Origin of the sequence: Thermoanaerobacterium sp. PSU-2, assembly GCF_002102475.1 — a bacterium.
In the GTDB taxonomy this organism is placed as follows: domain Bacteria; phylum Bacillota; class Thermoanaerobacteria; order Thermoanaerobacterales; family Thermoanaerobacteraceae; genus Thermoanaerobacterium.
In genome coordinates, this window is record NZ_MSQD01000003.1 from 1 (window position 1) to 24,176 (window position 24,176).

At 34.8% G+C, this 24,176-nt stretch carries 24 protein-coding genes; 2 read left to right on the plus strand and 22 right to left on the minus strand.

What is annotated here, in order from left to right:
• The first annotated feature begins 330 nt into the window (after positions 1–330).
• Positions 331–1,506 carry a class I SAM-dependent rRNA methyltransferase gene (locus BVF91_RS03080; protein WP_085112043.1) on the plus strand — a complete coding sequence of 392 codons (1,176 nt, stop codon included), beginning with the start codon at positions 331–333 and terminating at the stop codon, positions 1,504–1,506.
• Between the two features lie 24 nt (positions 1,507–1,530).
• Here BVF91_RS03080 and pyrE read toward each other — a convergent pair whose 3' ends face one another.
• From pyrE to pyrR, 7 genes are all read right to left on the minus strand, one after another.
• On the minus strand, positions 1,531–2,106 hold the full coding sequence (pyrE, locus tag BVF91_RS03085; protein ID WP_085112044.1) for an orotate phosphoribosyltransferase: 576 nt from the start codon (positions 2,104–2,106) through the stop codon (positions 1,531–1,533).
• Positions 2,107–2,141: 35 nt separating this feature from the next.
• A complete protein-coding gene (locus tag BVF91_RS03090) occupies positions 2,142–3,047 on the minus strand; it encodes a dihydroorotate dehydrogenase (protein ID WP_085112045.1) in 906 nt (301 codons plus the stop codon).
• Positions 3,044–3,775, minus strand: coding sequence for a dihydroorotate dehydrogenase electron transfer subunit (locus BVF91_RS03095; protein ID WP_085112046.1), 732 nt, complete (start codon positions 3,773–3,775; stop codon positions 3,044–3,046). The genes BVF91_RS03090 and BVF91_RS03095 overlap by 4 nt, the downstream gene beginning before the upstream one ends.
• A gap of 8 nt (positions 3,776–3,783) precedes the next feature.
• Positions 3,784–4,704, minus strand: a complete 921-nt coding sequence (gene pyrF / locus BVF91_RS03100) for an orotidine-5'-phosphate decarboxylase (protein WP_085112047.1) — start codon at positions 4,702–4,704, stop codon at positions 3,784–3,786.
• A gap of 55 nt (positions 4,705–4,759) precedes the next feature.
• A complete protein-coding gene (locus BVF91_RS03105) occupies positions 4,760–6,055 on the minus strand; it encodes a dihydroorotase (protein WP_085112048.1) in 1,296 nt (431 codons plus the stop codon).
• On the minus strand, positions 6,039–6,971 hold the full coding sequence (locus BVF91_RS03110) for an aspartate carbamoyltransferase catalytic subunit (protein ID WP_085112049.1): 933 nt from the start codon (positions 6,969–6,971) through the stop codon (positions 6,039–6,041). The genes BVF91_RS03105 and BVF91_RS03110 overlap by 17 nt, the downstream gene beginning before the upstream one ends.
• A gap of 204 nt (positions 6,972–7,175) precedes the next feature.
• A complete protein-coding gene (gene pyrR, locus BVF91_RS03115) occupies positions 7,176–7,709 on the minus strand; it encodes a bifunctional pyr operon transcriptional regulator/uracil phosphoribosyltransferase PyrR (RefSeq protein WP_143588963.1) in 534 nt (177 codons plus the stop codon).
• Positions 7,710–7,953: 244 nt separating this feature from the next.
• Between pyrR and BVF91_RS03120 the strand changes: the two genes are divergently transcribed.
• Positions 7,954–8,931 (plus strand): AIR synthase family protein, encoded by a 978-nt coding sequence (locus BVF91_RS03120; RefSeq protein ID WP_085112050.1) that lies wholly within the window; start codon positions 7,954–7,956, stop codon positions 8,929–8,931.
• Here the strand turns inward: BVF91_RS03120 and BVF91_RS03125 are convergent.
• From BVF91_RS03125 to queA, 15 genes are all read right to left on the minus strand, one after another.
• Positions 8,926–9,567 (minus strand): MBL fold metallo-hydrolase, encoded by a 642-nt coding sequence (locus BVF91_RS03125; protein WP_085112051.1) that lies wholly within the window; start codon positions 9,565–9,567, stop codon positions 8,926–8,928. The genes BVF91_RS03120 and BVF91_RS03125 overlap by 6 nt on opposite strands.
• Positions 9,568–9,579: 12 nt before the next feature.
• The gene (gene dtd / locus BVF91_RS03130) at positions 9,580–10,029 is read right to left on the minus strand and encodes a D-aminoacyl-tRNA deacylase (RefSeq protein ID WP_085112052.1); all 450 of its coding nucleotides are present in this window, start codon (positions 10,027–10,029) and stop codon (positions 9,580–9,582) included.
• 43 nt (positions 10,030–10,072) lie between these two features.
• A complete protein-coding gene (locus tag BVF91_RS03135) occupies positions 10,073–12,229 on the minus strand; it encodes a RelA/SpoT family protein (protein WP_085112053.1) in 2,157 nt (718 codons plus the stop codon).
• Positions 12,230–12,260: 31 nt separating this feature from the next.
• A complete protein-coding gene (locus BVF91_RS03140) occupies positions 12,261–12,782 on the minus strand; it encodes an adenine phosphoribosyltransferase (protein WP_085112054.1) in 522 nt (173 codons plus the stop codon).
• Positions 12,779–15,235, minus strand: coding sequence for a single-stranded-DNA-specific exonuclease RecJ (gene recJ, locus BVF91_RS03145; RefSeq protein WP_085112055.1), 2,457 nt, complete (start codon positions 15,233–15,235; stop codon positions 12,779–12,781). The genes BVF91_RS03140 and recJ overlap by 4 nt, the downstream gene beginning before the upstream one ends.
• Positions 15,236–15,261: 26 nt before the next feature.
• Positions 15,262–16,932 carry a 2-polyprenylphenol 6-hydroxylase gene (ubiB, locus tag BVF91_RS03150; protein WP_085112056.1) on the minus strand — a complete coding sequence of 557 codons (1,671 nt, stop codon included), beginning with the start codon at positions 16,930–16,932 and terminating at the stop codon, positions 15,262–15,264.
• A 65-nt stretch (positions 16,933–16,997) separates the two neighbouring features.
• A complete protein-coding gene (locus BVF91_RS03155; RefSeq protein WP_085112057.1) occupies positions 16,998–17,309 on the minus strand; it encodes a phasin family protein in 312 nt (103 codons plus the stop codon).
• A gap of 14 nt (positions 17,310–17,323) precedes the next feature.
• The gene (secF, locus tag BVF91_RS03160) at positions 17,324–18,262 is read right to left on the minus strand and encodes a protein translocase subunit SecF (RefSeq protein ID WP_085112058.1); all 939 of its coding nucleotides are present in this window, start codon (positions 18,260–18,262) and stop codon (positions 17,324–17,326) included.
• Positions 18,263–18,275: 13 nt separating this feature from the next.
• Positions 18,276–19,511 (minus strand): protein translocase subunit SecD, encoded by a 1,236-nt coding sequence (secD, locus tag BVF91_RS03165; RefSeq protein ID WP_206199006.1) that lies wholly within the window; start codon positions 19,509–19,511, stop codon positions 18,276–18,278.
• 82 nt (positions 19,512–19,593) lie between these two features.
• On the minus strand, positions 19,594–20,973 hold the full coding sequence (gene scfB / locus BVF91_RS03170) for a thioether cross-link-forming SCIFF peptide maturase (protein ID WP_085112060.1): 1,380 nt from the start codon (positions 20,971–20,973) through the stop codon (positions 19,594–19,596).
• Between the two features lie 62 nt (positions 20,974–21,035).
• Positions 21,036–21,173 carry a six-cysteine ranthipeptide SCIFF gene (scfA, locus tag BVF91_RS03175; RefSeq protein WP_013298036.1) on the minus strand — a complete coding sequence of 46 codons (138 nt, stop codon included), beginning with the start codon at positions 21,171–21,173 and terminating at the stop codon, positions 21,036–21,038.
• Between the two features lie 54 nt (positions 21,174–21,227).
• On the minus strand, positions 21,228–21,620 hold the full coding sequence (locus tag BVF91_RS03180; RefSeq protein ID WP_085112061.1) for a TIGR04086 family membrane protein: 393 nt from the start codon (positions 21,618–21,620) through the stop codon (positions 21,228–21,230).
• 97 nt (positions 21,621–21,717) lie between these two features.
• Positions 21,718–22,002: a preprotein translocase subunit YajC gene (gene yajC, locus BVF91_RS03185; RefSeq protein ID WP_013788198.1), complete on the minus strand. Its 285-nt coding sequence runs from the start codon at positions 22,000–22,002 to the stop codon at positions 21,718–21,720.
• Position 22,003: 1 nt separating this feature from the next.
• On the minus strand, positions 22,004–23,128 hold the full coding sequence (gene tgt, locus BVF91_RS03190) for a tRNA guanosine(34) transglycosylase Tgt (RefSeq protein WP_085112062.1): 1,125 nt from the start codon (positions 23,126–23,128) through the stop codon (positions 22,004–22,006).
• A 13-nt stretch (positions 23,129–23,141) separates the two neighbouring features.
• A complete protein-coding gene (queA, locus tag BVF91_RS03195; RefSeq protein WP_085112063.1) occupies positions 23,142–24,167 on the minus strand; it encodes a tRNA preQ1(34) S-adenosylmethionine ribosyltransferase-isomerase QueA in 1,026 nt (341 codons plus the stop codon).
• Between the last annotated feature and the right edge of the window lie 9 nt (positions 24,168–24,176).

The following is a 24,176-nucleotide window of genomic DNA, read 5'->3' on the forward strand; positions in this document are numbered from 1 at the left end:
TCTCCCTCGCCGCTTATCGCGACATCGTCTATCTTACCACATTATCTTCTCTCTGTCAACTGCTTTCTGTCTGGTATTTTGTGGTGTCTTTATTCGCTCCTCAAAGAAGCGACGTATGTTAATATACCACGTTTTAAATTCTTATTCAAACATGAAATTTATCAATATAGTATATTTACATGCAATTATACATATATATCTTTATTATGCTCTTTTTTTCTATCATTTATTACTGAATATATTTTTTTAATAAAAAAGCAATCGTATTGAATCATCTCTGCCTATATGATATAAATTATTTAAACGAATTTTTGAATTAGGAGTGTTATTATGACAGATGTAATTCTCAGAAACGAAAATTTGAGAAGAGTATTAAGCGGTCATCCATGGATATACAAAACAGAAATAGATCACATAGAAGGCGATTATGAGCCTGGTGGAATTGTTGATGTCTATGATTACAAGAAAAACTTCATCGGGCGAGGATACATAAATCTTAAATCTATGATAACTGTAAGGCTTCTCACACATGAAAAAGATGAGCTCATAAATGAGGATTTTTTTAAAAAGAGAATTCTAAAAGCATGGGAATATAGAAAAAAAGTTATGGATAATTTAAATTCATGCAGGGTAATTTTTGGAGAAGCTGATTTTTTGCCAGCTCTTATTGTGGACAAATTCGGAGATTATTTAGTTATTCAAACACTTTCACTTGGTATGGAAAGGTACAAGGGCTTAATAGTAAACATACTCGTTGAATTATTAAGACCTAAAGGTATATATGAAAGAAATGATGTGTCTGTGCGAATGCTGGAAGGATTACCTGAAACAAAAGGATTTTTATATGGCAATTTCGATACAATTCAACAATTTGAAGAAAACGGCGTTAAGCTTTTGGTTGACATAGAAAACGGTCAAAAAACTGGTTATTTTTTAGACCAAAAAGAAAATAGAGCCGCAATAAAAAAGTACGTAAAAGATGCCGATGTTTTAGATTGCTTTAGCCATACAGGCTCTTTTTCAGTACATGCATTGCATTATGGTGCTAAAAGCGTTGAAACCGTAGATATATCAGAAACAGCATTAGATATGGCTAAAAAGAACGTAGCTCTAAACGGATACCTGGATAAGTGTCATTTTACATGTGAAAATGCATTTGATTTGTTAAAAAAATACGATGAAGAAAACAAAAGATTTGACGTTGTAATCCTTGACCCGCCTGCCTTTACTAAAAGTAAAGAGACAGTAAAAGATGCCATAAGAGGATATAAAGAAATAAATTTAAGAGCAATGAAAATCTTGAAAAGAGGCGGTTTCCTCATTACTTGTTCTTGCTCACAACACATAAGTCCCGATGCGTTTCTAAACATAATTAAAGAAGCCGCCCACGACACACGAAAGAATACAAGACTAATAGAAAAAAGAACACAGTCAAAAGATCATCCTATACTGTTGTCATCCAGTGAAACTGAATACCTAAAGTGTTTGATACTGCAAGTTTTTTAGTTTAAATAAGAAGCTCTTTGCTTCTTATTTAAACTTTCTGCTTCCAGGTTTGTATATAGGCAGTCCCTTTTCGCATAGTGGGCATTTTTCACTTTCATACGACACTGCATCAATTGATATTATAGATTCAAATTTTACTCCAAAGTTGACATTTCCATTGCTTCTGTCGACAATGCTTGCAACACCAACAATATTTGCATTATAACTTTTTACAAGTTCAATGACTTCTTTTACAGAGCCACCTGTTGTGACAACATCTTCTACTGCAAGTACATTATTACCTTCATTTATCTCAAATCCTCTTCTTAATTTCATCATCCCATCTTCTCTTTCAGCAAAGATGGCTTTTGCACCCAATTGCCTTGCAACTTCATACGCAAATATAATACCACCAATGGCAGGCCCAATTACTACATCTATTTTTTCTTTAATAAATTTACTCGCTATTTCTTTTGAAAATAATTCACTGTAATTAGGATACTGGAAAATCTTAGCACATTGGAGGTATGTGTCGCTATGCCTACCAGAAGTCAATAAAAAATGTCCTTTATTCAATACTTTTAATTCGCTTAATATTTCAAGTACCTTTTCTCTATCCATTTTAATTTTCCTTTCTCTTTGGTTTACCATAATAATTATACGTTAATAGAATTTATCAATTGGTTTACATCAAATATGTTATTTCTTAACATATATTTTTTTATTCCTTCCAAGATGTCTATTGAACCAGTAGGATTGATAAAATTATAAGTTCCAATAGCTACAGCAGTAGCCCCTGCTATCATGAATTCTAAAGCATCTTCTGCAGATGAAATTCCCCCCATACCTATCACAGGGATTGATACAGCTCTTTTAGTTTCATACACATTTTTAAGGGCTATAGGTTTTATAGCTGGTCCTGATAAACCTGCAAACACATTCTTAAAAACAGGTCGCCTTGTGTTTATATCTATGGCCATTCCAGTAACTGTATTTATAAGAGAAATTGCATCAGCACCACCGTCTTCTGCTGCTTTAGCATAAATCTTTATATCAGTTACATTTGGAGTCAATTTTACAATGACTGTTTTATTTGATACTTCCTTTACTTTTTTAGTTATCTCATGTACACTGTTGGGATCTATTCCAAATGACATACCTCCTTCTTTTACATTTGGGCATGAGACATTGATCTCTAAAGCGTCTACACCGTCTATGTTAAGTTTTTGGGCTAATAATACGAATTCTTCTATTGTTTCTCCTGCTATATTTGCGATTACTTTAGTATTAAATCTATTTAAAAATGGTAATTCGTCTTTTATGAAAGCATCGACACCTGGATTTTGCAGTCCAACACTATTTAAAATTCCTGATGGCGTTTCATATATACGCGGCGGAGGATTTCCTTCTTTTGGATACACTGTAAGACCTTTTACCATTATTCCTCCTAAATTATCTAAATCGATATATTGTGAATACTCTTTTCCAAAGCCAAACGTACCAGATGCCACAAGAATTGGATTCTTAAGCTCAAGGTCCCCTATACTGACTTTCAGATTCAAAATACTACCTCCCTTGCCCAAAATACAGGACCATCCTTACAGACTTTTTTATATTGAAATCCAGAATCGGTTTTTGTTTTGCAGGCACATACCATACATGCACCAATTCCACAACCCATATGTTCTTCAACAGAGATTTGACAAGGCACATCATACTTTTCAGCCATGTCTTTTACAGATTTAAGCATTTGCATTGGACCACATCCATAAACCATATCAATATCTTTTATTTCACCTTTCATTACATCGGTAACATACCCCTTAATGCCAGTGTTCCCGTCTTCAGTCGCAATAACGACATCGCCATACTTTTGAAATTCATCTACGAGAAATATATCGCTTTTAAAGCCAAGAGCAATCTTTAGATTTTTATTTTTTAATTTCTTTGAAAGAAACAGCAGTGGTGGTATCCCTATGCCACCACCAACGATGAGAATATTGTTGAATTTATCAAACATATCGAATCCGTGACCATGGGGACCAGTTACTTCTAATGTGTCTAAAGCTTTAACTTTCGAAAGATTGTAAGTGCCTTTTCCTTTTATCCTATAAACAATTGCAATTTCATTCCCATCATGATCACATATGCTAAATGGCCTCTTTAATAATGTATTGCCGCCACAATTTATCATGATAAATTGCCCTGGAGCAGGAATATCGTCAAATTCTAACCTAAGTCTATATATCCCATTGCTAATTTCTCTATTTTCTCTAACAACGTATTCCATATTTCACCTCAACACGCAATATATCTTCTTTTTAAAAACGCATTATTAATCATTCCCATCATCAAAAGAACTTCAGCACGTGCAGCTTGAGCAAATTCATATTCTGAAAAAACATCTTTCCAATATTGACTTTTATAAGCGAAGATGACTTTTCTCGATGAGTTGACTATAGCACCTAAGTTGTTTTCATCAAAGCAATTAATGACATCTTCTGCAGTAGCACCTTGTGCTCCATATCCAGGCACTAAAAAGATAGCAGATGGCATTATTTTTCTCAGTATTTTGGCCTCTTCTTTATACGTAGCTCCAACAACCGCACCTATAGAACTATATCCTAAGCTACCTTCGGCTAGTTTTGAAATCTTGTCAACCATGTGAGCTACATTTTCATATACAGTACCACTGACAGTTTTTAAATTTTGAATCGTTCCAGAACCAGCATTAGAAGTTTTCACAAGGATAAATAGCCCTTTGTCGTATTCTAATACATCTCGTATATATGGGGTTATGGTATCTTCCCCCATGTACGGATTGATTGTAATTGCATCAATAGAGGGATTTTGCAAATATGCTTTTGAATACATTTCTGCTACATCTGCTATATCTCCTCTTTTTACATCTGCTATAACCATAAGCCCTTTTTCTTTGGCATATTCAGCAGTTTTATAAAAAGCTTCTATCCCATTTGCCCCATATATTTCATAAAAAGCGATCTGAATCTTTACCGCTGGTACTACATCAAATACAGCATCAACAATGCCTTTATTAAAATAATAAATCGCTTCAGATATTCCTTTTGTATTGTTCCCGTATTTATTAAATGCCGCTTTCTTTATGAATTCTGGAATGCTTTCAATTCTTGGATCTAAACCGACAACCGTAGGATTATTCTTGAATTTTATTGCATGTATCAAATTATCCGAAAACATATTAACACCTCTTATAAATATTTATTCATAATAATGTATAATTATTCTATATATATTATACATTACTTATTTGATAATTGCCATCATTTTTAAATTTTATTTCTCCATTTACAATCGTATATTCCACCATGCCGTACAATTTTTGCCCATTAAATGGTGAATTTTTACCTTTTGATTTAAAATTGTCCGCATCGACTGTAAACTCTTTTGTTAAATCTATTATTGTAATATCTGCATCATTGCCTATCTTAAAACCATGGGTTAATTTTAAAAGTCTCGAAGGTTCTATCGACATATACTTTACTAAATCGTCTATCGCAATCAATCCATTTTTAACAAGATACGTGTACACTACAGAAAAAGCGATTTCGATTCCTGATATGCCAAAAGCCGCTATTTCATAAGGAACTTTTTTATCATCTTTCGTATGAGGTGCATGATCTGTCGCAATTACATCTATTGTACCATCTTTTAACCCTTCTATAAGCGCATTCACGTCTTCCCTTGTCCTTAATGGAGGATAAGCCTTTGTATTCGTGTCAAAACCATCAACTATATCTTCAGTAAGGCATAGATTGTGCGGCGTTACCTCTGCTGTTATATTTACTCCATCTGCCTTAGCTCTCCTTATCAACTCAACACTATCCTTTGTTGATACATGCGCTACATGAAGTCTTGCTCCAGTAGATTTTGCCAAAATAATATTTCGTGACAACATTACCTCTTCCGCTTCATGCGGTATTCCTCTTAAGCCGATTTTTGTTGAAATTATCCCGTTATTCATCACGCCTTCACCGCTTAACATTTTATCTTCGCAGTGAGTTATCATAAGCAAATCGTACATGCTTCCATAAGTCATTATTCTCTTCATAAGCCCTGAATTCATTATTGGAAATCCATCATCAGATAAAGCTACCACGCCCACATCCTTCAATTTTGCCATCTCTGAAATTTCTTCGCCCAACATGCCTTTAGTCATGGCACCTATCGGAATTACTTTACAATACCCTTCTTTACCAGCGATACTTTTTATATATTCCACAACTACTTCATTATCTATAACAGGATTTGTATTTGGCATACATGCAACAGTTGTATAACCACCAGCAACAGCAGCATGTGTACCTGTTTTTATCGTTTCCTTTTCTTCAAAACCAGGTTGCCGCAAATGTGTGTGCATATCAATAAATCCCGGAAATACATGTTTCCCTTTTGCATCAATTGAAATTGCGTCATTCAGCGATATTCTTTTATCTATCCCTTTTATCTTTCCATTCTCTATTAAGATATCTGCTTTTTCATTAAATCCTTCTCCATCTATTACTATCCCATCTTTAATAACCAATTTCATTTGATTTTCTCCTTTCACATAATATTTTTAATAATGCCATTCTTACAGCTACGCCATTTGTAACTTGTTCCTCAATAACCGAGTATTTGGCATTAGCTGCTTTTGATGTAAGTTCTACATTTCTATTGATAGGTCCAGGATGCATCAATATTGCATCTTTCTTGGCAAGTCTCATTCTTTCCTCTGTTATCCCAAAATACTTTGAAAACTCATCTTTTGATGGAAATAAACCATTTTTCTGCCTCTCTAATTGAATTCTAAGTCCCATGACTACATCGGCTCCATCAATAGCTTTGTCTATGTCGTAATAGACTTTTGCTCCAAGCTTTTCAAAAGTCTTTGGCAACAATGTAGCAGGACCTACCAGTCTAACGTCAGCTCCTAATTTTTGTAATCCCCATATATTAGACCTTGCAACTCTCGAATGAACTATATCTCCAACTATGACTACTTTTAAGCCGTCAAAAAATCCCTTTTTCTCTCTTATTGTCATTAAATCCAACAAAGCCTGTGTAGGATGTTCGTTAAGACCGTCACCTGCATTTATTACCGATGCATCAAGATATTTTGCCATAAGATGCGGAGCACCGGACATATTGTGACGTACTACAATCACATCTGCTTTCATCTTTTCTACCGTTCTTACTGTATCAATAAGTGATTCACCTTTTACAACGCTGCTTGTCTTGGTTTCTATGTTTCCAAAATGCGCTCCAAGGTATTTTGCTGCCATTTCAAATGACAATCTTGTCCTTGTGCTTGGCTCAAAAAATATCGTAACAACTGTCTTGCCTCTTAAAATATCTGAATTTTTATTGCCAACCAAGATTTTCTTCATTTCTCCTGCTGTATCCAGTATCTCTAAAAGATCTTCTTTTGTCATTTCCCTTATTCCTAACGCGTCTTTTCCTATCATTTTAACCATCCTTTCTTTGTTATTAAAAAATAGAGCAGCAACCATTTTTACATATTAAAATGGCTCTGCTCTTAAATATAAGATTTTTGAATATTTTTTGAATCTTATGAATTCTAAAATAACCATAAAAAATCTCCCTTTCTTTCTAAAGTGGGAGAACCGCAATTCTCCCTTATCAGTCTCGCTGGACTAATTTAAAGGTTGTTATTCTATTATTACAACTTTATTTACATTATCAATTTCCTCAAGCATGACACTTACAATTTCGCTCTTTGATGTAGGCACATTTTTTCCGACATAATCAGGTCGTATGGGAAGTTCCCTATGTCCCCTATCAATGAGTTCTGCCAACTGTATTGACTTAGGTCTCCCTAAATCTATAACAGCATCCATAGCAGCCCTTACAGTTCTTCCTGTATATATTACATCATCTACCAAAACAACAATTTTCCCAACTACATTTACTCCTATGTCCTTTTTTTTGACAATTGGCTGCTCTAATTTCGTAGTTAAATCATCTCTATATAAAGTAATATCCAGTGAACCTATAGGAGGTCTTACACCTTCGATGCGTTCAATATACTTAGCAAGTCTATTTGCAAGAGGCACACCTCTACGCATTATGCCAACTAATACAATATCTTCAATGCCTTTATTCTTTTCTACAATCTCATGTGAAATTCGAATTAAAGCTCTGTCAATTGCTTTTTCGTCCATTATCTCAGCTTTATAATTCAAATCTTATACCTCCATAAAAAAACTTCTTGATAAAGCAAGAAGTCAACATCTGTTTTAACTCCTTGCCAGCCTCACAGGACCAGTTAAAGGATGCATAATCTTCTTTTTTAATATGATATCACAATATTTTATATTTGTCTATAAGTTTTTAAATTATTTTTTACTGAAATACTTTGATGTGGAACATAAAAATTATTTATGCTAATATAGATATATACAAAAATTTTCAAAGGATGTGCTTACTATGAAAGAAGGAAAAGTGCCAACAGACATTTTATCAAAACTCGTATACACCAACTTAGGCGTAAAGCGAAACGAAGTAGCTGTACATGCAGGTATAGGAGAAGATTGCAGCGTTATTGAATTTGACCAGTATGCGGCTGTTTTGTCTACAGATCCCATAACTGCCTCAAATAACTTAAGCGGATACTTATCTGTAATTATTTCATGCAATGACATTGCATCATGTGGTGCAAAACCCATAGGCGTACTTGAAACCATTTTGCTGCCAATAGGTTCTGATGAAGAATCATTGAACAAAATCGTGCAGGAAATAGATAGAGGAGCCAAAGAGCTTAACATTGAGGTTCTCGGCGGTCATAGCGAAGTCACATCTTCCGTAAATAAACCAGTAATATCGACTACTGCCATCGGTGTATGTAGCAAAGACAAATTCATTAAAACAAGCGGCGCTAAATTAAATGATGACGTAATAGTTACCAAATCAGTAGGTATTGAAGGAACCTTCATAATCGCCAACGATTACTATGAAAAGCTATCAAATCATATTTCTGAATCTGTTTTAGACAGCGCGAAAAGCTTTATTACAGATTTAAGTGTAGTAAAAGAGGGTTTAATTGCGGCTGAATGTGGCGTAAATTGTATGCATGATATTACCGAAGGCGGGATATTAGGCGCAGCCTTTGAAATCGCAGAAGCATCAAATGTGGGAATTGAAATTTTCAGTGATTTAATTCCTGTAAGGAATGAGACTATGATTATCTGTGATTACTTTAACTTAGATCCATTTAAGCTTATCTCAAGCGGCTCGATGATTATTACGTCATCAAATGGCAAAAAAATAGTAGATGAATTGAAAAAGCAAAATATCGATGCAACAATAGTCGGTAAGATTACAAAAAACGGAAAATATCTTATAGATGGCAATAAAAAAATAGAAATAAATCCGCCGACTTCTGATGAGATATATAAGATTTTATGAAAAGCGTACAAATGGGTTTTTAAGTTTTTCGTCCTTAATTGTGGTGATATCACCATGCCCCGGAAAAACTAAAGTCGTATCAGGTAGTATAAACAATTTATTTTTAATTGAATTTATTATTTCATTGAAATCGCCACCTGGAAAGTCAGTTCGACCTATAGATTCCTTAAAAAGCGTATCTCCCGTAAAACAGGCATCATCGATTTTATAGCATACTCCACCAGGTGTATGTCCAGGAGTATGAATAGTTGTTATAAAAATACCTTCTCCAAACGATAAAGTGTCACCATCCCTTAACAAAATATCAGCATCTTGTGATATTATTTTTTCAAAGCCAAGCTCAGACAAATTCATCGCTGGATTTTTAAGCATTGCTGCATCATCGATAGAAATGCAAACTTTTGCTCCAAATTTGTCTCTAAAGTAATCGACGCCCCCAATATGATCAAAATGCCCATGAGTTATCAAAATATACTTCAGTCTAAAATCATTATCTATCAAATAATCTTCCACTTCAGATGCAAAATCGCCAGGATCTACCATTACACATTCATGACTACCCTTTGCAGATACTATATAACAGTTGGCTTGCAAAGGCCCTACTGAAAATTTTTTAATATCTAAATCGTCTCTCATATTCCACTCACCTTAAAAGATCTTTTTTGAATCTAAAAGTATCGTTACTGGTCCATCATTTATCAAAGAAACCTGCATCATAGCTCCAAATTTTCCTGTCTTAACATGAAGTCCCGTTTTACTTAATTCATTGCACAATCTATCAAAAAGGTACAGCGCTTTTTCTGATTTGGCAGCATTCATATAATTAGGTCTCCTACCTTTTCTTGCATCGCCAAGAAGCGTAAACTGTGACACTAATAAGATTTCACCGCCAACATCAATTATAGAAAGGTTCATCTTACCTTCTTCGTCATCAAAAATCCTTAAATTGGCGATCTTATCGGATATATATTCTACATCCTCCAAGCCATCATCATTTGAAACACCCACCAAGACTACAAGTCCTTTGTTAATTTCTCCTACTATATTGTCGTCAACTGTTACGTTTCCTTGCAAAACTCTTTGAACAACAGCCCTCATGTTTTAATACCTCCAATGCTGCATTTTTCGTCATGAGTAAATTTCATGCACTTATTCTGTATACATCCGTCACACCATCAAGAGCTTTTAATTTATTCATAATTTTTTCAAGCTGCTCTTTCGATGTAATCTCTAACGTCAAATTAATTATTGCAATATTATCCCTTGTTGTTCTTGCATTTACAGCTCTTACAGAAATTTTTATATCAGCTAATATACTGGTAACATCAGTCAGTAATCCATACCTATCAATAGCCATAATCTGAATATCTGCTTGATACGCCATGTTTTTGCCTTGATCCCACTCAACTTCTATAATTCTATTTTTATCGTAAACATAATCTTTTATATTTGGACAATCCTTTCTGTGTATTGAAACTCCACGGCCTTTTGTGACATATCCTACTATTTCATCACCAGGGACAGGAGAACAACATTTCGAAAATCTAACCATGACATTGTCTTCGCCTTTTACAATTACACCCATTCCGCCAATCTTTTGCTTTTTCTTTGCTTCCAGTACAGTTGGAATTTGTCTTTTGGACTCACTTTCTACTTGCTTTAACTCTTCCTTTATGCGAGGTATTATCTGATTTAATGCAAGCCCGCCAAATCCAATTGTTGCATACAAATCTTCTTCAGAATGCATGTTTAGCTTTTTTAGAACAGATTCCATTATATCGCTTTTTAATTGGGATTGTTGTATCCCTTGTCTTTTTAACTCCCTGTAAAATATCTCCTGTCCTCGTTCGATATTTTCTTCTCTTTTTTCCTTTTTAAACCACTGCCGTATTTTATTTTTTGCTTGTGAGCTTTTTACAATCTGAAGCCAGTCTCTGCTGGGACCTCTGTCAGCATTGGTTGTCGTGAGAATCTCAACTATATCACCATTTTTAAGCTCATAATCTATTGGAACGATCTTTCCATTTACTTTAGCGCCATTTAATCTGTGGCCTATTTCGGTATGAATGCTATATGCAAAATCAATAGGCGTAGAACCGGCTGGGAGACTTATGACATCACCTTTAGGAGTAAAAACGTAAACCTCATCTGTAAACAGATCTATTTTTAAGGTCTCCATGAATTCCTTAGCATCTTTTAACTCTCTTTGCCACTCCAAAAGCTGCCGCAACCAGGAAAGCTTAGCGTCAAACTCATCTTCGTAAGATTTGCCCTCTTTATACTTCCAGTGAGCTGCAATTCCATATTCTGCTGTCCTGTGCATGTCCCAAGTTCGAATTTGTATTTCAAATGGTTCACCTTTCGGCCCAATTACAGTAGTGTGGAGAGACTGGTACATATTTGGCTTTGGCATAGCAATATAATCTTTAAATCTGCCAGGCATTGGCTTCCACAATGTATGAACAACGCCTAATGTCCCATAACAATCTTTTACAGTATTGACAATTACTCTGACAGCCATTAAGTCGTAAATCTGCTCAAAAGTCTTGTTTTGCTGCTTCATTTTTTTATAAATACTGTAAAAATGTTTAGGTCTTCCATCAACATCAGCCTTTATTCCGATTTCATTCAATTTTTCTTTTAACTTTTCAATGAGTTCCTTTATGGATTCTTCTCTCTCTTTCCTCTTCTTTGCAACCTTTTCAACGAGACTGTAATATTCATCAGGATGAAGGTATCTCAATGCTAAATCCTCCAACTCCCACTTTATCATTGACATACCTAATCTATGGGCAATAGGAGCGCATATTTCCAATGTTTCTTGTGCTTTCTCCTTTTGCTTCTCTTCGCTTAAAAATTTAAGAGTACGCATATTGTGGAGGCGATCAGCGAGCTTTATCATTATAACTCGTATATCTTTAGCCATTGCAATGAGCATTTTCCTCATATTTTCAGCCTGCTGTTCTACTTTCGATTTGTATTCTATCATGCCAAGCTTCGTCACGCCGTCTACTAAATCAGCAATTTCCTGCCCAAATTCATTTTTTATATCTTCATAAGAAATAGATGTATCTTCTATTACATCATGAAGAAGTCCACTGGCAATAGTAGATACATCAAGTTCCAGATCAGCAAGAATCATTGCAACTTCTACAGGGTGAACAATATACGGTTCTCCTGAATTTCTGTATTGTCCTTCATGAGCTTTTAGCGCATAATCATAAGCTTTTAATATTAAATTAATATCATCTTCAGATTGATCGTATTTTTTTACTCTCTCAATAATTTTTTCAATCATTATTAATGATCACCTTTTTAAAACCGACATTTTAAAACTTTATCAATGAAATGACATCATAACCTTCTAACTTTTTACGTCCATTTAAAAAAGTCAATTCTGTCAAAAACAATATACAATCGACAATACCGCCCAATTCTTCAATTAACTTCGCTGCAGCATATATTGTACCGCCAGTTGCCAATAAATCATCGACAATAATAACTCTCTGCCCTTTGCTAATAGCGTCTTTGTGTATCTCCAATGAATCCACGCCGTACTCAAGCTCGTATTGATAATTGACTGTTTCAGCAGGTAACTTCCCAGGTTTCCTAACAGGCACAAATCCCAATCCCATTTTATATGCCAATGGTGCTCCAAACAAAAAACCCCTAGCCTCTGGACCTGCAATCAAATCAGCATTTCTATCTTTTATAGCATCAGCTAACATGTCTATTGAAAACACAAACGCATCTTTATCCTTTAAAACAGGTGTTATGTCTTTAAAACCAATTCCTTCTTTCGGAAAATCCGGTATTTCCCTTATTAGTGCTTTAACATCTTCTAATGTCATGCTGTTTCCTCCTTAACATTCTTTTTCAATATTTGAAAAGCAAATTTTATAAAACTTTTTTCCACTATATACAGTTTTTGTAATAGCTGGTGATCTTTAATATTCACTTTTGAATCGACACAATTTCTCCTTAACACAAAAATATTATCACTTTCTTCTATATTAATCAATCCATTGTCTTTAAGAATTTTTAAACATATCATTGACTTTATGGAATTCAAATTAAAATAATCGTAAATTTGATCTTTTAATATCAACGTATCCGAATTTTCTTTCATGCTTACAAATATTTTAGCAAAATCACTCCTTCTGGGTACAATATTGTAGATATCATTTAAACTGCTTTTTAAGTCTTCCTTTCCAAACAAAAGGTGTACAATACTTTCTCTGCTGTTTGCTAATATATTATAAAACATTTTTGAATCGAATGGTATATCGTAAAAAACTATATTTTTAAATTTAGAAGGCAAATGCATAATTTCATCAGCATTAATGCACCACAAAACTACATTCTTTGCATCGACAATTTTATTGCTTAACTTAAAATCACAATAGTTGCAAGCGTTAAGATAATTAATAAGCTCTTTTATATGGTATCGAGTGTTTATTATGACTGCTGTACTATCGTCACTTTTAAACAATTTTGAAACATAAGATCTTTTATCATCGATATTTCGCATATCAATAAAATTATAGCTTTCTAATCCTTGAAAATCATCATAATTAAAGCTCATTAAAGTATTGTATAAATTTCTGAAAAATAATACATTTTTCTCTTTCACTAAAATATCTTTTGCTATTATCTCAAGCTTTTTCTCTCCATTCCACTCATTTATTTTGATAAAGCCTGCAATATCTAAAACATCTCCTGTGCTAATCTTGTCAAATTCGCAAGCTCTATTGAATAAAACGACATTGTACATAACATCATTTTTCTCAGCCATTATTCGAATGTGTTTGTTATCTCCAAAGAGGGAAATTTGTTTTACGACCAAATTTTTAATCGCATACATTGGCATAGGATTTCCACTGCCAAAAGGCTCTAACAAACTTATTTGATTTGCTCCATCACAATCCAATACATCATCAATAGAAGTTTCTATCTCGATTATCGGCATCATATCAAAAGAAGTTAATTTTGTATTGGCATATTCATTGAGTTTAAGTCTAAAATCATCTATTTGACCGCTATCTATAGTCAAGCCTGCAGCCATTTCATGTCCTCCAAAGTTAATCAAACAGTCACCAGCATATTTTATTGCCTCGTATATATTAAATCCTTTTATGCTTCTTCCTGAACCCTTGCAAAAACCATCACTGACACTTATTAAAATAGACGGTCTATGATATCTTTCTGTTATCCTTGAAGAAACTATCCCAATTACACCCGGATGCCAATTTTCGCTATAAAGAACAATAAACTTTTCTTTTTCTAAGTCCACATTGTTTTCAACTTGCATAATAGCTTCTTCTAATATCTTTTTCTCGATTTCTTGTCTTTTCGCATTCTCACTATTTAAATAAGCTGCTATTCTGTCAGCTTCTATAGTATCATCTGTCACTAACAAATTCACACACAATACGGCGCTTTCTAATCTTCCTGCAGCATTTAGCCTCGGAGCCAATATGAATCCAACATGGTACGTATCTATATCTCTTTCATTAAGGCCGGCAGAATCTATTAAAGCCCTTAATCCTTTGTTTTTTGTATTTCTCATCATCTTTAATCCTTCTTTTACGATCACACGATTCTCTCCAGTAAGCGGTACTATATCTGCCACCGTGCCTAAAGCCACTACATCAAGGAATTCCAATGCTTCATCCCCTAAGAGTGCCAAACAAAGCTTAAAAGTAACTCCAACTCCTGCTAATTCTCTATATGGATATGTACAATCTTTAATATGTGGATTTACGATACAATTAGCTTCTGGCAGTATATCCGGAACTTGATGATGGTCTGTAATAATAACATCAAGGCCCAGTTTTCGTGCATATTGTACTTCCTTTAATGACGCTATCCCACAATCAACGGTTATAATAAGCTTCGTTCCGGAATCGCACAATGCTTTAACAGCATCCATATTTATTCCATAACCTTCCAACAGGCGATCTGGTATATAAAAATCTGCATTTGCACCAAGCCTTCTTAAAGCCATATATAAAATTGAAGTGCTGGTTATACCATCCACATCGTAATCACCATATATCGTTATTTTGTCATTTAACCCGATATGATATTTTATGATCGAAACCGCTTTTTCTATTCCTTCCAATAAATAAGGATTATTAAGCGCGTTTAATGTTGGGTTTAAATATTCATAAACTTTTTCCAAATCATCATATCCTCTATTGACAATTGTCTGTGCGACATAAGTTTTTAAATTAAACTTATTTGCAATTTCATCAACAAGTTTATCATTTTTAGTCTTTTTTGATACCCAGTTGTATACCATCTCATTCCGTCACCTCACAAAACACATTATTTTCGCTTTTTTTCTATAAAAAGTATGTAATAGACAATCGCCATACATAATATGAACGATATTAAGTAGCCAACTAAGCCCACTGCATTGTAACCATATACTTTGTACCCACCATTTAGAGACATTATAAGTGATGAACCTATTATAAGCGACGCAGCTATAATGCTTATGATCATTTTATTTATCATTGAATTAAGGTCGTACTTCATCTTTTCAGTCTCTTCAATGTCCAATTTTACTCTTACATTGTCTTTTAATATCTTTGAAATTATCCCCTGAAGCTTTGATGGAAACTTCTTTAAATGAACGTATATCTTATGAAGGTCTTTTGCATTTTCACTCAGCGTTTTGGCAAAATTGAAATTGTTTATGTATATCTTTTTTACAAAATCTTTCGCAATATCAGATATGCTGAAGTCAGGGTCTAATTCTTTTCCAACTCCTTCAATGGTCGCCAATGATTTAAGTAACAGCGTAAACTCTGCAGGCATGATCAATTTGTACTTGTAGATGATTGAAGTTATCTTTTTAGCAGAATCATTGATATTTATATTTTTAAGAGGAGTATTGTAAAAATAGCTGATGATCCCGCTAAGATCGTACTTCAAATGCCTTATATTTACGCCATCTCTTATGGCATCCATGTCTGTTAAAATCGAAACAACTTCATCTGTATCATTGTCGACAAAAGCCTTAAAAAGCTCTACTATCATTTCCCGGTTTGACCTGTCTATATATCCTACAATGCCAAAATCTATGTATGACAGCTTTCCATCTCTTCTTATGAGGATATTGCCTGGATGGGGATCTCCATGAAAAAATCCATAGACGAATATCTGCATGAATATAGACATAGCACCGTTGTATGCTATCTTCTTTAAATCAAATCCACTATCACGCAATTTTTCTTTGTTTTTAACGCTGATTCCGTCAATGTACTCCATTGTTAAAACTTTTTTTGTCGTGTATTCCCAATATATTTTTGGTATGTAGACATACGACTCATTAATAAAGTTTTCTCTAAACTTATCTGCGTTATTGCCTTCTAAAGTATAGTCCAATTCATTTAGAAGTGACTCTGACAACTCATTTACCACATCCAAAAAATCAACAGGTGAGTCAGTAAGGCGCTCATTCAAAATTTTTGCAATCGTCTTTAAGATGATAATATCAGCCGTTATTTTTTCATATACGCCTGGCCTTTGGACTTTAACCACGACGTCATTTCCTTCCCTCGTAACCGCTTTGTAAACTTGCCCAATGGATGCAGACGCTATTGGTTCTTTATCAAAAGTCAAGAATAAATTAGAAATTTTATCTCCCAATTCATCTTCGACGATTTGGCGCATTGTATCAAACTCTACGGGCGGAACATCATCTTGAAGCTTTGATAACTCATTAATCACATCATGCGGAAGCAAATCAGGTCTTGTGCTTAATAACTGCCCCATCTTCACAAATGTAGGCCCTAACTCCTCTAAAGTAATTCGAATCCTTTCAGATAAAGCAATAGGCAAATCATTCTTACGTATATAAACAAACGGTATGCTCTTTTTCTTTGACAATACTTCGCTTATAAAGCCAAAGCCATTTTTTGTGAGTATTTTTAGTATTTCCCTATACCTTTTTATATACTTTCTCGTTGAAAAAATACTGAACAGATTCATTTCCACACCTCAATAAAAATATAGCGGCAATATACTTAAAAGTATTATGCCACTAATTAAGAAATTTACATATTCTGATTGTTCTGAATAAGCTGATCTAATTTGCTTTCCAGTTCAGCTATCCGCGCCAACAAAAGATTGTATTCTTCTCTCGTCACTAAATTTGCTTCCTTAGCCAATTGCTGAATATTCTCATAAGCCTTTTCTTTAATGACCTGCTTCTGTTTGTTTACAGAATTCAATGCACTATTTATGAAGTTGTTTTTATCTTCCGCAGTGAGTTCGCCCCGCTTTACAAGCTCTTGAGCGATCTCCTCTATCTTATCTTTTGTCAGTGAAACAGCACCAAGCCCTGCAAGAAACATCTCCTTAAGCATGTAATCACCTCCTATCATGCTTTTTGAGGTCTATTTCCTACCTTGTTTCCAACACTATTTTTTCCTTCTTTATCCTTAAATATAACCCAAAGTGGGCTTGCAATAAAAATTGAAGAATACGCACCACTTGTGATACCAATTAACAATGGTAAAGCAAAATCTTTTATAGATGAAGGGCCAAAGAAGTACATAAGTATAAGCATAAGTAAAACTGTCATGACAGTATTTATCGACCGGGTCATCGTCTCATTTACGCTGACATTTGCTATCTCTTTATAGCTGGCCTTTCTCATCAACTTAATGTTATCTCTTATCCTATCAAATATGACAATCGTATCATTTATAGAATAACCAAAAACCGTAAGTATAGCAGCCACAAAAGGTGTGTCCACAACTATCCTAAGCAACGCGTAAGCCGAAATCATTATTAATATATCATGTATCAAAGCTAAAACAGCAGCAGCACCCATCTCGAAATTAAACCTGAAGCCAATGTAAATAAGCATAAGAAGTGCAGCTACGGCAGATGCTAAAATCGTTCCAAACTGCATCTCTTTACCTATTGATGCGCTGACATTCTGTGATGACACAAGGTCTTTAACAGTGAGTTTGTACTTAGATTCTATAGCATTTATAACGGCAGTCCTCGTCTTATCGTCAAGACTTGGAGTCGTTATTGAAACATGTGTGTTATTGGGACCAATAGCTTTTACCTGTGAATCTTTAACACCATTGCTTTTTAAAATACTTGTAATTTCATTATTCATAGCAATCGTCACAGGCTTATGCATATTGAATTCAACTACAGTGCCTCCTGTAAAGTCAAGCCCCCAATTTAAGCCCATTGTAAACAAAGCAATAAGCCCTGCCAATATTATTATGCCGGATATAGTAAACCAAACTTTGGTTTTACCTATGACGTCAATATTCCACTTAATGTTATTCCATCTCATAGTTTTCGCCTCCTTATGCACCGTATACTCTGATATTCTTAGTGAATTCTGTTTCAACAATCGACTTAAGTAAGAACCTTGAAACAGTTATTGCAGTAAACATACTTGCGATAACACCGATTATAAGCGTCAATGCAAACCCTTTTACAGTTCCTGCACCCATGAAGAACAAGACAAATGCAGCAATAAGTGTTGTGATGTTTGAATCAAATACTGCCACAAATGCTTTTCTGAATCCGGCATCTAAGGAAGCTCTTATAGATTTTCCTGCTCTCATCTCTTCTTTCATTCTTTCAAAAATGATTATATTAGCGTCAACCGCCATACCTATTGACAAAAGCATACCAGCAATGCCAGGCAAGTCCAACGTAACATGCAACAATGCGTATACGATAAAGTTTATTAAAATGTATATACCAAGAGCTATATCTGCTATCAATCCAGGCAGCCTATAGAAAGCTATCATAAACAATAAAACTATTAAGAGTCCATACATACCCGCTTCTTCACTGGCTTTTAATGCACTTGGTCCTAATGTAGCACCAACAGAGCTGTATTCAACCTGTTTCAGCGTCACCGGAAGTGCTCCACCTCTTATAAGGTTTGCCAAATTTTTTGCTTCGTTAAAATCTTTCATTCCATTTATAACCGCTTTGCCATCAGGAATCTGCTCTTGTACTACTGGCGCAGATATTGTCTTGTCGTCAAGAACTATTGCTATTTGCTTGCCTACAAACTTCGCTGTCGCATCTGCAAAAGCTTTCGCACCCTTGCTGTTTAAATCAAGTGTAACAACTGGCTCCTGTACACCGGCCTGAGTCGTTTGATAAACTGCTTTTGAGTCTTTAACATCCGCACCTGTCAATATAACTTTGCCATCAGGCCCTATAAATTTAAGCTGTGCTGTCTGTCCTAAGTAAGAAATAACTTGATCAGGATCGTTAACACCCGGAATCTCTATCCTTATCCTATTGGATCCTTGTTGAACTATAAGCGGTTGTGATACGCCTAAAGCATCTACTCTGTTTCTTATTATAGAGATCGCCCTTGTCATAGCGTCCTGTGAAACATTCCCTTGTGCCTGTTCCAAGACGTAGACACCACCTCTTAAGTCAAGTCCCAGCCTTATACTGTCTTGAACTGGCTTAATCGAATAATTTCCGGCATTTACACCATAAAAAGCAACATACGCTACTATTATGGCAAGCACGATTACTGATAAAAATTTTGCCAATCCTCTCGATTTCATCATTATCCCCTTTCTTTTGTTCGCTACGTTTTATTATATTACTTTTATTGTAAACGGTCAATTATCAAATTACCATGGCTTACTATTTTTCGTAAATATCATTTTCTTTTAACATTTCATAAGCTTTGATTGCTATAGCACACTCAAATCTCTTTTTTTGCATCTCACAAGATAGTTCGTATGGTTTATTTATGTCCCCATTTATATTATAATTGTTGGCAAAGCATCCACCGCTGCAGTAAAATCTTGCCCAACATTTACTACATTCTTCTCTTTTATATATATCGCTTTCCATGAATTTCTCTTGTAGCTCTTTGTTTTCAATTCCTGTGTCAACACTACCTAATTTAAAAGATTCATTCCCCACAAACTGATGGCATGGGTATATTTCACCATCAGGAGTTACAGCCGCATATTCAAACCCGGCACCACAACCCTGAAGCCTTTTTTTGATGCAAGGACCATTATCTAAACTTATTTTAAAATGATAGAATGAAAAAGGTCTGCCATCCTCAATTCTCTCTACATACTTTTCTGCAAGCTTGTCATACTCTCTTAAAATCTTTTCTAAATGTTCTTGCTTTAATGTGTAATCTGTATCTTCTTTTTCCACTACAGGTTCTACTGAGATCTCCTTTATTCCCATATCGGCTAAATGCAGTACATCTTTGGAAAAATCAAGATTTTTAGCCGTAAAGGTTCCTCTTACGTAATGCTCTTTATCGCCTCTTTTTAAAACAAAGTTTTTAATTTTGGGGAAAATCACATCGTATGAACCACTGCCATCAATCCTTTTTCTCATGGCATCATTTATATCTTTTCTGCCATCGAGGCTTAATACGACGTTGGAGAAATTCTCATTTATGTATGTGGCTTTCTCTTCATCTAATAATACACCATTCGTAGTTATAGTGTATTTAATAGTCTTTCCATATTTTTTTGCTTCTTCTCTTCCGTAATCAACCAATTTTTTTACAACATCAAAGTTTAAAAGCGGCTCTCCTCCAAAAAAATCCACTTCTACGATCTTCCTGTTTCCTGAATTTTTTATTAAAAAATCTATAGCTTTTTTGCCTACTTCGTACGGCATCAACTTCCTGCCGCCCTTAAAATCGCCAGTTGACGCAAAACAGTAACTACATCTTAAATTGCAATCATGTGCCACATTAAGGCAAATAGCTTTTATCACAGAATCTTTTCTGCTTACATCTATATCCTTGTACACATCTTCGGAATAAAGAAGACCTTTTTGACGGAGAGACTCTATTTCATCGTACGCTTCTTTAATATCCGATTCAGCGTATTTATCTTTTAATAGATCACATATCGTATCAAAGTCATTATCTAAATATAAATCCAACAATTCATAAGTTAAATCATCCACAACGTGTATTGCTCCGCTGACAGGATCTAATACGATATTCATTCCTAATTGTCTAAATTTATGTATTATGCTATGCATCTTAACCTCCTATACATTTTAAATGGCAGTAACATATCATTACTGCCACTTGCCTATGTAAATTAATTTTGGCACTCCTGATTTGCAACAGTGCACGAAGTCTTGCAAGCAGATTGACATGATGCCTGACATTCTCCACAACCAGGTTTTTTCAGGCTATCTTTCAATGATGTTCTGTTGATTGTTACAATATGTCTCATTTTCATACCTCCTCTTCCTTTTTGATTATAACATATAATTCACGACAATAAAAGCTATAGATTTATGCCTATCATGCCACCTATAGCACCTAAAACAATTCCCCAAATAAGCTTTAAAGCTATTCCAGCATTTATTCCAGCTTCTTTTACAAAATAAACTCCCAAAAACAGCATAAGGAGAACATAGAGAAGACCTGCCAAGCCACCGTTTAACCAACCTTTGCTTTTTGTATTGCGGGCAGCTATAGCACCAGATAATACTATGCCAATTATTGTTATAAGCATTGTAAGCGTAGGAAGCGTCAATTCTGAAAGCGGTGTATATGTCAATACCAACGCATAAATTATAAAAAATAGAAGCGTAATTATATAGCTTATTAGCAATCCAACTATTATACCAGGTATATTTAATACCTTGTCGTTGTAATTTTGAGTTCTGCTTTTCATTAAAGCACCTCCCTTTTTTCATCAGTAAATTTTATGCTTGTAAAAAAGACAATATTACATCTTATTAAAGCAAAAAAATGCGGTTTCCCGCATCTTTTTATTTGTTTTCGCTTTGTGAACTTAATACTTTTCCTACAGACCATTTGGCTATCTTTAATTTGACTTTATCAGCGCCTACTTCAATTGTAATCGCATCGTCTTTTATGTTTAATATCTTGCCATAGATACCGCTTTTTGTAAGAATCTCGTCACCAGGTTTTAATGCATCAATCATAGCTTTCTCTTTCTTTTCCCTTCTCTGCTGTGGCAATATCAATAAAAAGTAAAAAATTGCCATAAAAATTACAATTTCGCCAATTAAATAAATCGTTTGAGCGTTCATTTTATTCCTCCTTGTACCCGTATTTTTTATAAAATTGTGATTTAAATTCAAGCAGCTTGTCTTGCTTAATTGCCTCTCTAATGCCTTCCATAAGTCTTGTCAAAAATCTTAAATTATGTATTGTTGCAAGCCTTGCTGCTAAAATTTCATTAGCTTTAAAAAGGTGCCTTATGTATGCCCTTGAAAAGTTTTTACATGTATAGCAATCACATTCGGCATCTAATGGAATAAACTCTTCAGCATGTGGAGCATCTCTTACTATAAGCCTACCTGTGCTGGTTAGAACTGTTCCATTTCTCGCTATACGTGTAGGCAAAACACAATCAAACATATCGACTCCTCTTATTACCCCTTCTATCAAATCATCTGGACTTCCAACCCCCATCAGATATCGAGGTTTGTCTTGAGGAAGAAAATCTGTCGTTAGATCTACCACATGATACATCAATTGTTTTTCTTCGCCAACGCTTAATCCACCTATAGAATATCCCGGAAAATCCATATCAACCAATCTATTGGCACATTCTTTTCTCAAGTCATCGTAAGTACCACCTTGCACAATGCCAAAAAGCGCTTGCTTGTCCGTATTTTTATGTGCCTCTTTCCCTCTTTTAGCCCATCTTAGTGTCAGCTCCATAGAATTTTTTACATAACCATAATCAGCGGGATATGGCGCACACTCGTCAAAAGACATTATAATGTCTGCACCTAATGCATTTTCTATCTCTATCACTTTTTCTGGCGTCAAAAAATGCCTTGAACCGTCTATATGTGAACGAAATTCGACTCCTTCTTCCGTGATTTTCCTAAGTGGTCCTAAGCTAAACACTTGAAATCCACCGCTGTCAGTCAGTATAGCTCTATCCCAATTCATAAACTTATGCAATCCGCCAGCTTTTTTAATAAGCTCATGTCCCGGCCTTAAATATAAATGATATGTATTGCTCAATATTATATTAGCCCCAATTTCTTTAAGTTCCTCAGGAGTCATGGCCTTCACAGTTGCTTGAGTGCCAACTGGCATAAAAACAGGCGTCTCAATATCCCCATGTGGAGTGTGAAGCACTCCCAGTCTTGCTTTTGTATTTTTTTCTCTTTTTAATAAGTCGTATTTTATAGCCGTCATCGTTTCCTCCTAATCAAATAATCAGCATAGCATCGCCAAAACTATAAAATCTATATTTATTTTCTATGGCAGTCTTGTAGGCATTCATGACATTCTCCTTTCCAGCAAATGCAGAGATCATCATGATAAGCGTTGATTCAGGCAAATGAAAATTTGTTATTATGCCATCTATTGCTTTATACTTATATCCAGGATAAATATAAATGTCAGTCCACCCACTGCCAGCATGAATAATTCCATCATCGTCGGCAACAGTCTCTAAAGTTCGAGTAGATGTAGTGCCGACTGATATTATCCTGCCACCTGCCTTTCTGGCAGCATTAATCGCATCCGCTGCATCTTCATTTACAATATAAAATTCAGAGTGCATCTTATGGTTCTCAATTACTTCCTCTTTGACAGGTCTAAATGTGCCCAGTCCTACATGAAGCGTTATGAAAACCGTCTTAACTCCAAATTCTCTTATTTTATCTAAAAGCTCATTTGTAAAGTGAAGGCCAGCAGTAGGAGCTGCAGCAGAACCTTCATGTTTTGCGTACACTGTCTGATACATGTTTTTATCTTTCAATTTTTTCTTTATGTATGGCGGTATAGGCATCTCCCCTAGTTTATCAAGCACTTCCTCAAAAACACCTTCATAGCTAAATCTCACAATTCTCCCGCCAGCATCTGTATCTGATAGTATTAAAGCTTTCAGTTCTCCATTGCCAAAAATAAACTTAGAACCTATTTTAGCTCTCCGCCCTGGTTTTACTAATATTTCCCACTCATCAATTCCAAGCCTTTTTAAAAGAACAAATTCTATTTTCCCCCCGGTATCCTCTCTAACGCCGTATAATCTTGCCGGTATGACCTTTGTATCATTTAAAACAAGAACATCATTCGGTTTCAAATAGGTTAATATATTTTTAAAAATATCATGCTTTATTTCACCTGTAGCTTTATTTAAAACCATCAATCTTGATTCATCGCGATTTTGAAGAGGTTCTTGTGCGATAAGCTCTTCAGGTAAATCGTAGTAAAATTCGTGCAAATTCATAATAATGCC

Coding starts and splice junctions, on each gene's coding strand:
- BVF91_RS03080 (WP_085112043.1), top strand. CDS start 331: ATGACAGATGTAATTCTCAGAAACGAAAATTTGAGAAGAGTATTAAGC.
- pyrE (WP_085112044.1), bottom strand. CDS start 2,106: ATGGATAGAGAAAAGGTACTTGAAATATTAAGCGAATTAAAAGTATTG.
- BVF91_RS03095 (WP_085112046.1), bottom strand. CDS start 3,775: ATGGAATACGTTGTTAGAGAAAATAGAGAAATTAGCAATGGGATATAT.
- pyrF (WP_085112047.1), bottom strand. CDS start 4,704: ATGTTTTCGGATAATTTGATACATGCAATAAAATTCAAGAATAATCCT.
- BVF91_RS03105 (WP_085112048.1), bottom strand. CDS start 6,055: ATGAAATTGGTTATTAAAGATGGGATAGTAATAGATGGAGAAGGATTT.
- BVF91_RS03110 (WP_085112049.1), bottom strand. CDS start 6,971: ATGATAGGAAAAGACGCGTTAGGAATAAGGGAAATGACAAAAGAAGAT.
- BVF91_RS03120 (WP_085112050.1), top strand. CDS start 7,954: ATGAAAGAAGGAAAAGTGCCAACAGACATTTTATCAAAACTCGTATAC.
- BVF91_RS03125 (WP_085112051.1), bottom strand. CDS start 9,567: ATGAGAGACGATTTAGATATTAAAAAATTTTCAGTAGGGCCTTTGCAA.
- dtd (WP_085112052.1), bottom strand. CDS start 10,029: ATGAGGGCTGTTGTTCAAAGAGTTTTGCAAGGAAACGTAACAGTTGAC.
- BVF91_RS03135 (WP_085112053.1), bottom strand. CDS start 12,229: ATGATTGAAAAAATTATTGAGAGAGTAAAAAAATACGATCAATCTGAA.
- BVF91_RS03140 (WP_085112054.1), bottom strand. CDS start 12,782: ATGACATTAGAAGATGTTAAAGCACTAATAAGGGAAATACCGGATTTT.
- recJ (WP_085112055.1), bottom strand. CDS start 15,235: ATGGTATACAACTGGGTATCAAAAAAGACTAAAAATGATAAACTTGTT.
- ubiB (WP_085112056.1), bottom strand. CDS start 16,932: ATGAATCTGTTCAGTATTTTTTCAACGAGAAAGTATATAAAAAGGTAT.
- BVF91_RS03155 (WP_085112057.1), bottom strand. CDS start 17,309: ATGCTTAAGGAGATGTTTCTTGCAGGGCTTGGTGCTGTTTCACTGACA.
- secF (WP_085112058.1), bottom strand. CDS start 18,262: ATGAGATGGAATAACATTAAGTGGAATATTGACGTCATAGGTAAAACC.
- secD (WP_206199006.1), bottom strand. CDS start 19,511: ATGAAATCGAGAGGATTGGCAAAATTTTTATCAGTAATCGTGCTTGCC.
- scfB (WP_085112060.1), bottom strand. CDS start 20,973: ATGCATAGCATAATACATAAATTTAGACAATTAGGAATGAATATCGTA.
- scfA (WP_013298036.1), bottom strand. CDS start 21,173: ATGAGACATATTGTAACAATCAACAGAACATCATTGAAAGATAGCCTG.
- BVF91_RS03180 (WP_085112061.1), bottom strand. CDS start 21,620: ATGAAAAGCAGAACTCAAAATTACAACGACAAGGTATTAAATATACCT.
- yajC (WP_013788198.1), bottom strand. CDS start 22,002: ATGAACGCTCAAACGATTTATTTAATTGGCGAAATTGTAATTTTTATG.
- tgt (WP_085112062.1), bottom strand. CDS start 23,128: ATGACGGCTATAAAATACGACTTATTAAAAAGAGAAAAAAATACAAAA.
- queA (WP_085112063.1), bottom strand. CDS start 24,167: ATGAATTTGCACGAATTTTACTACGATTTACCTGAAGAGCTTATCGCA.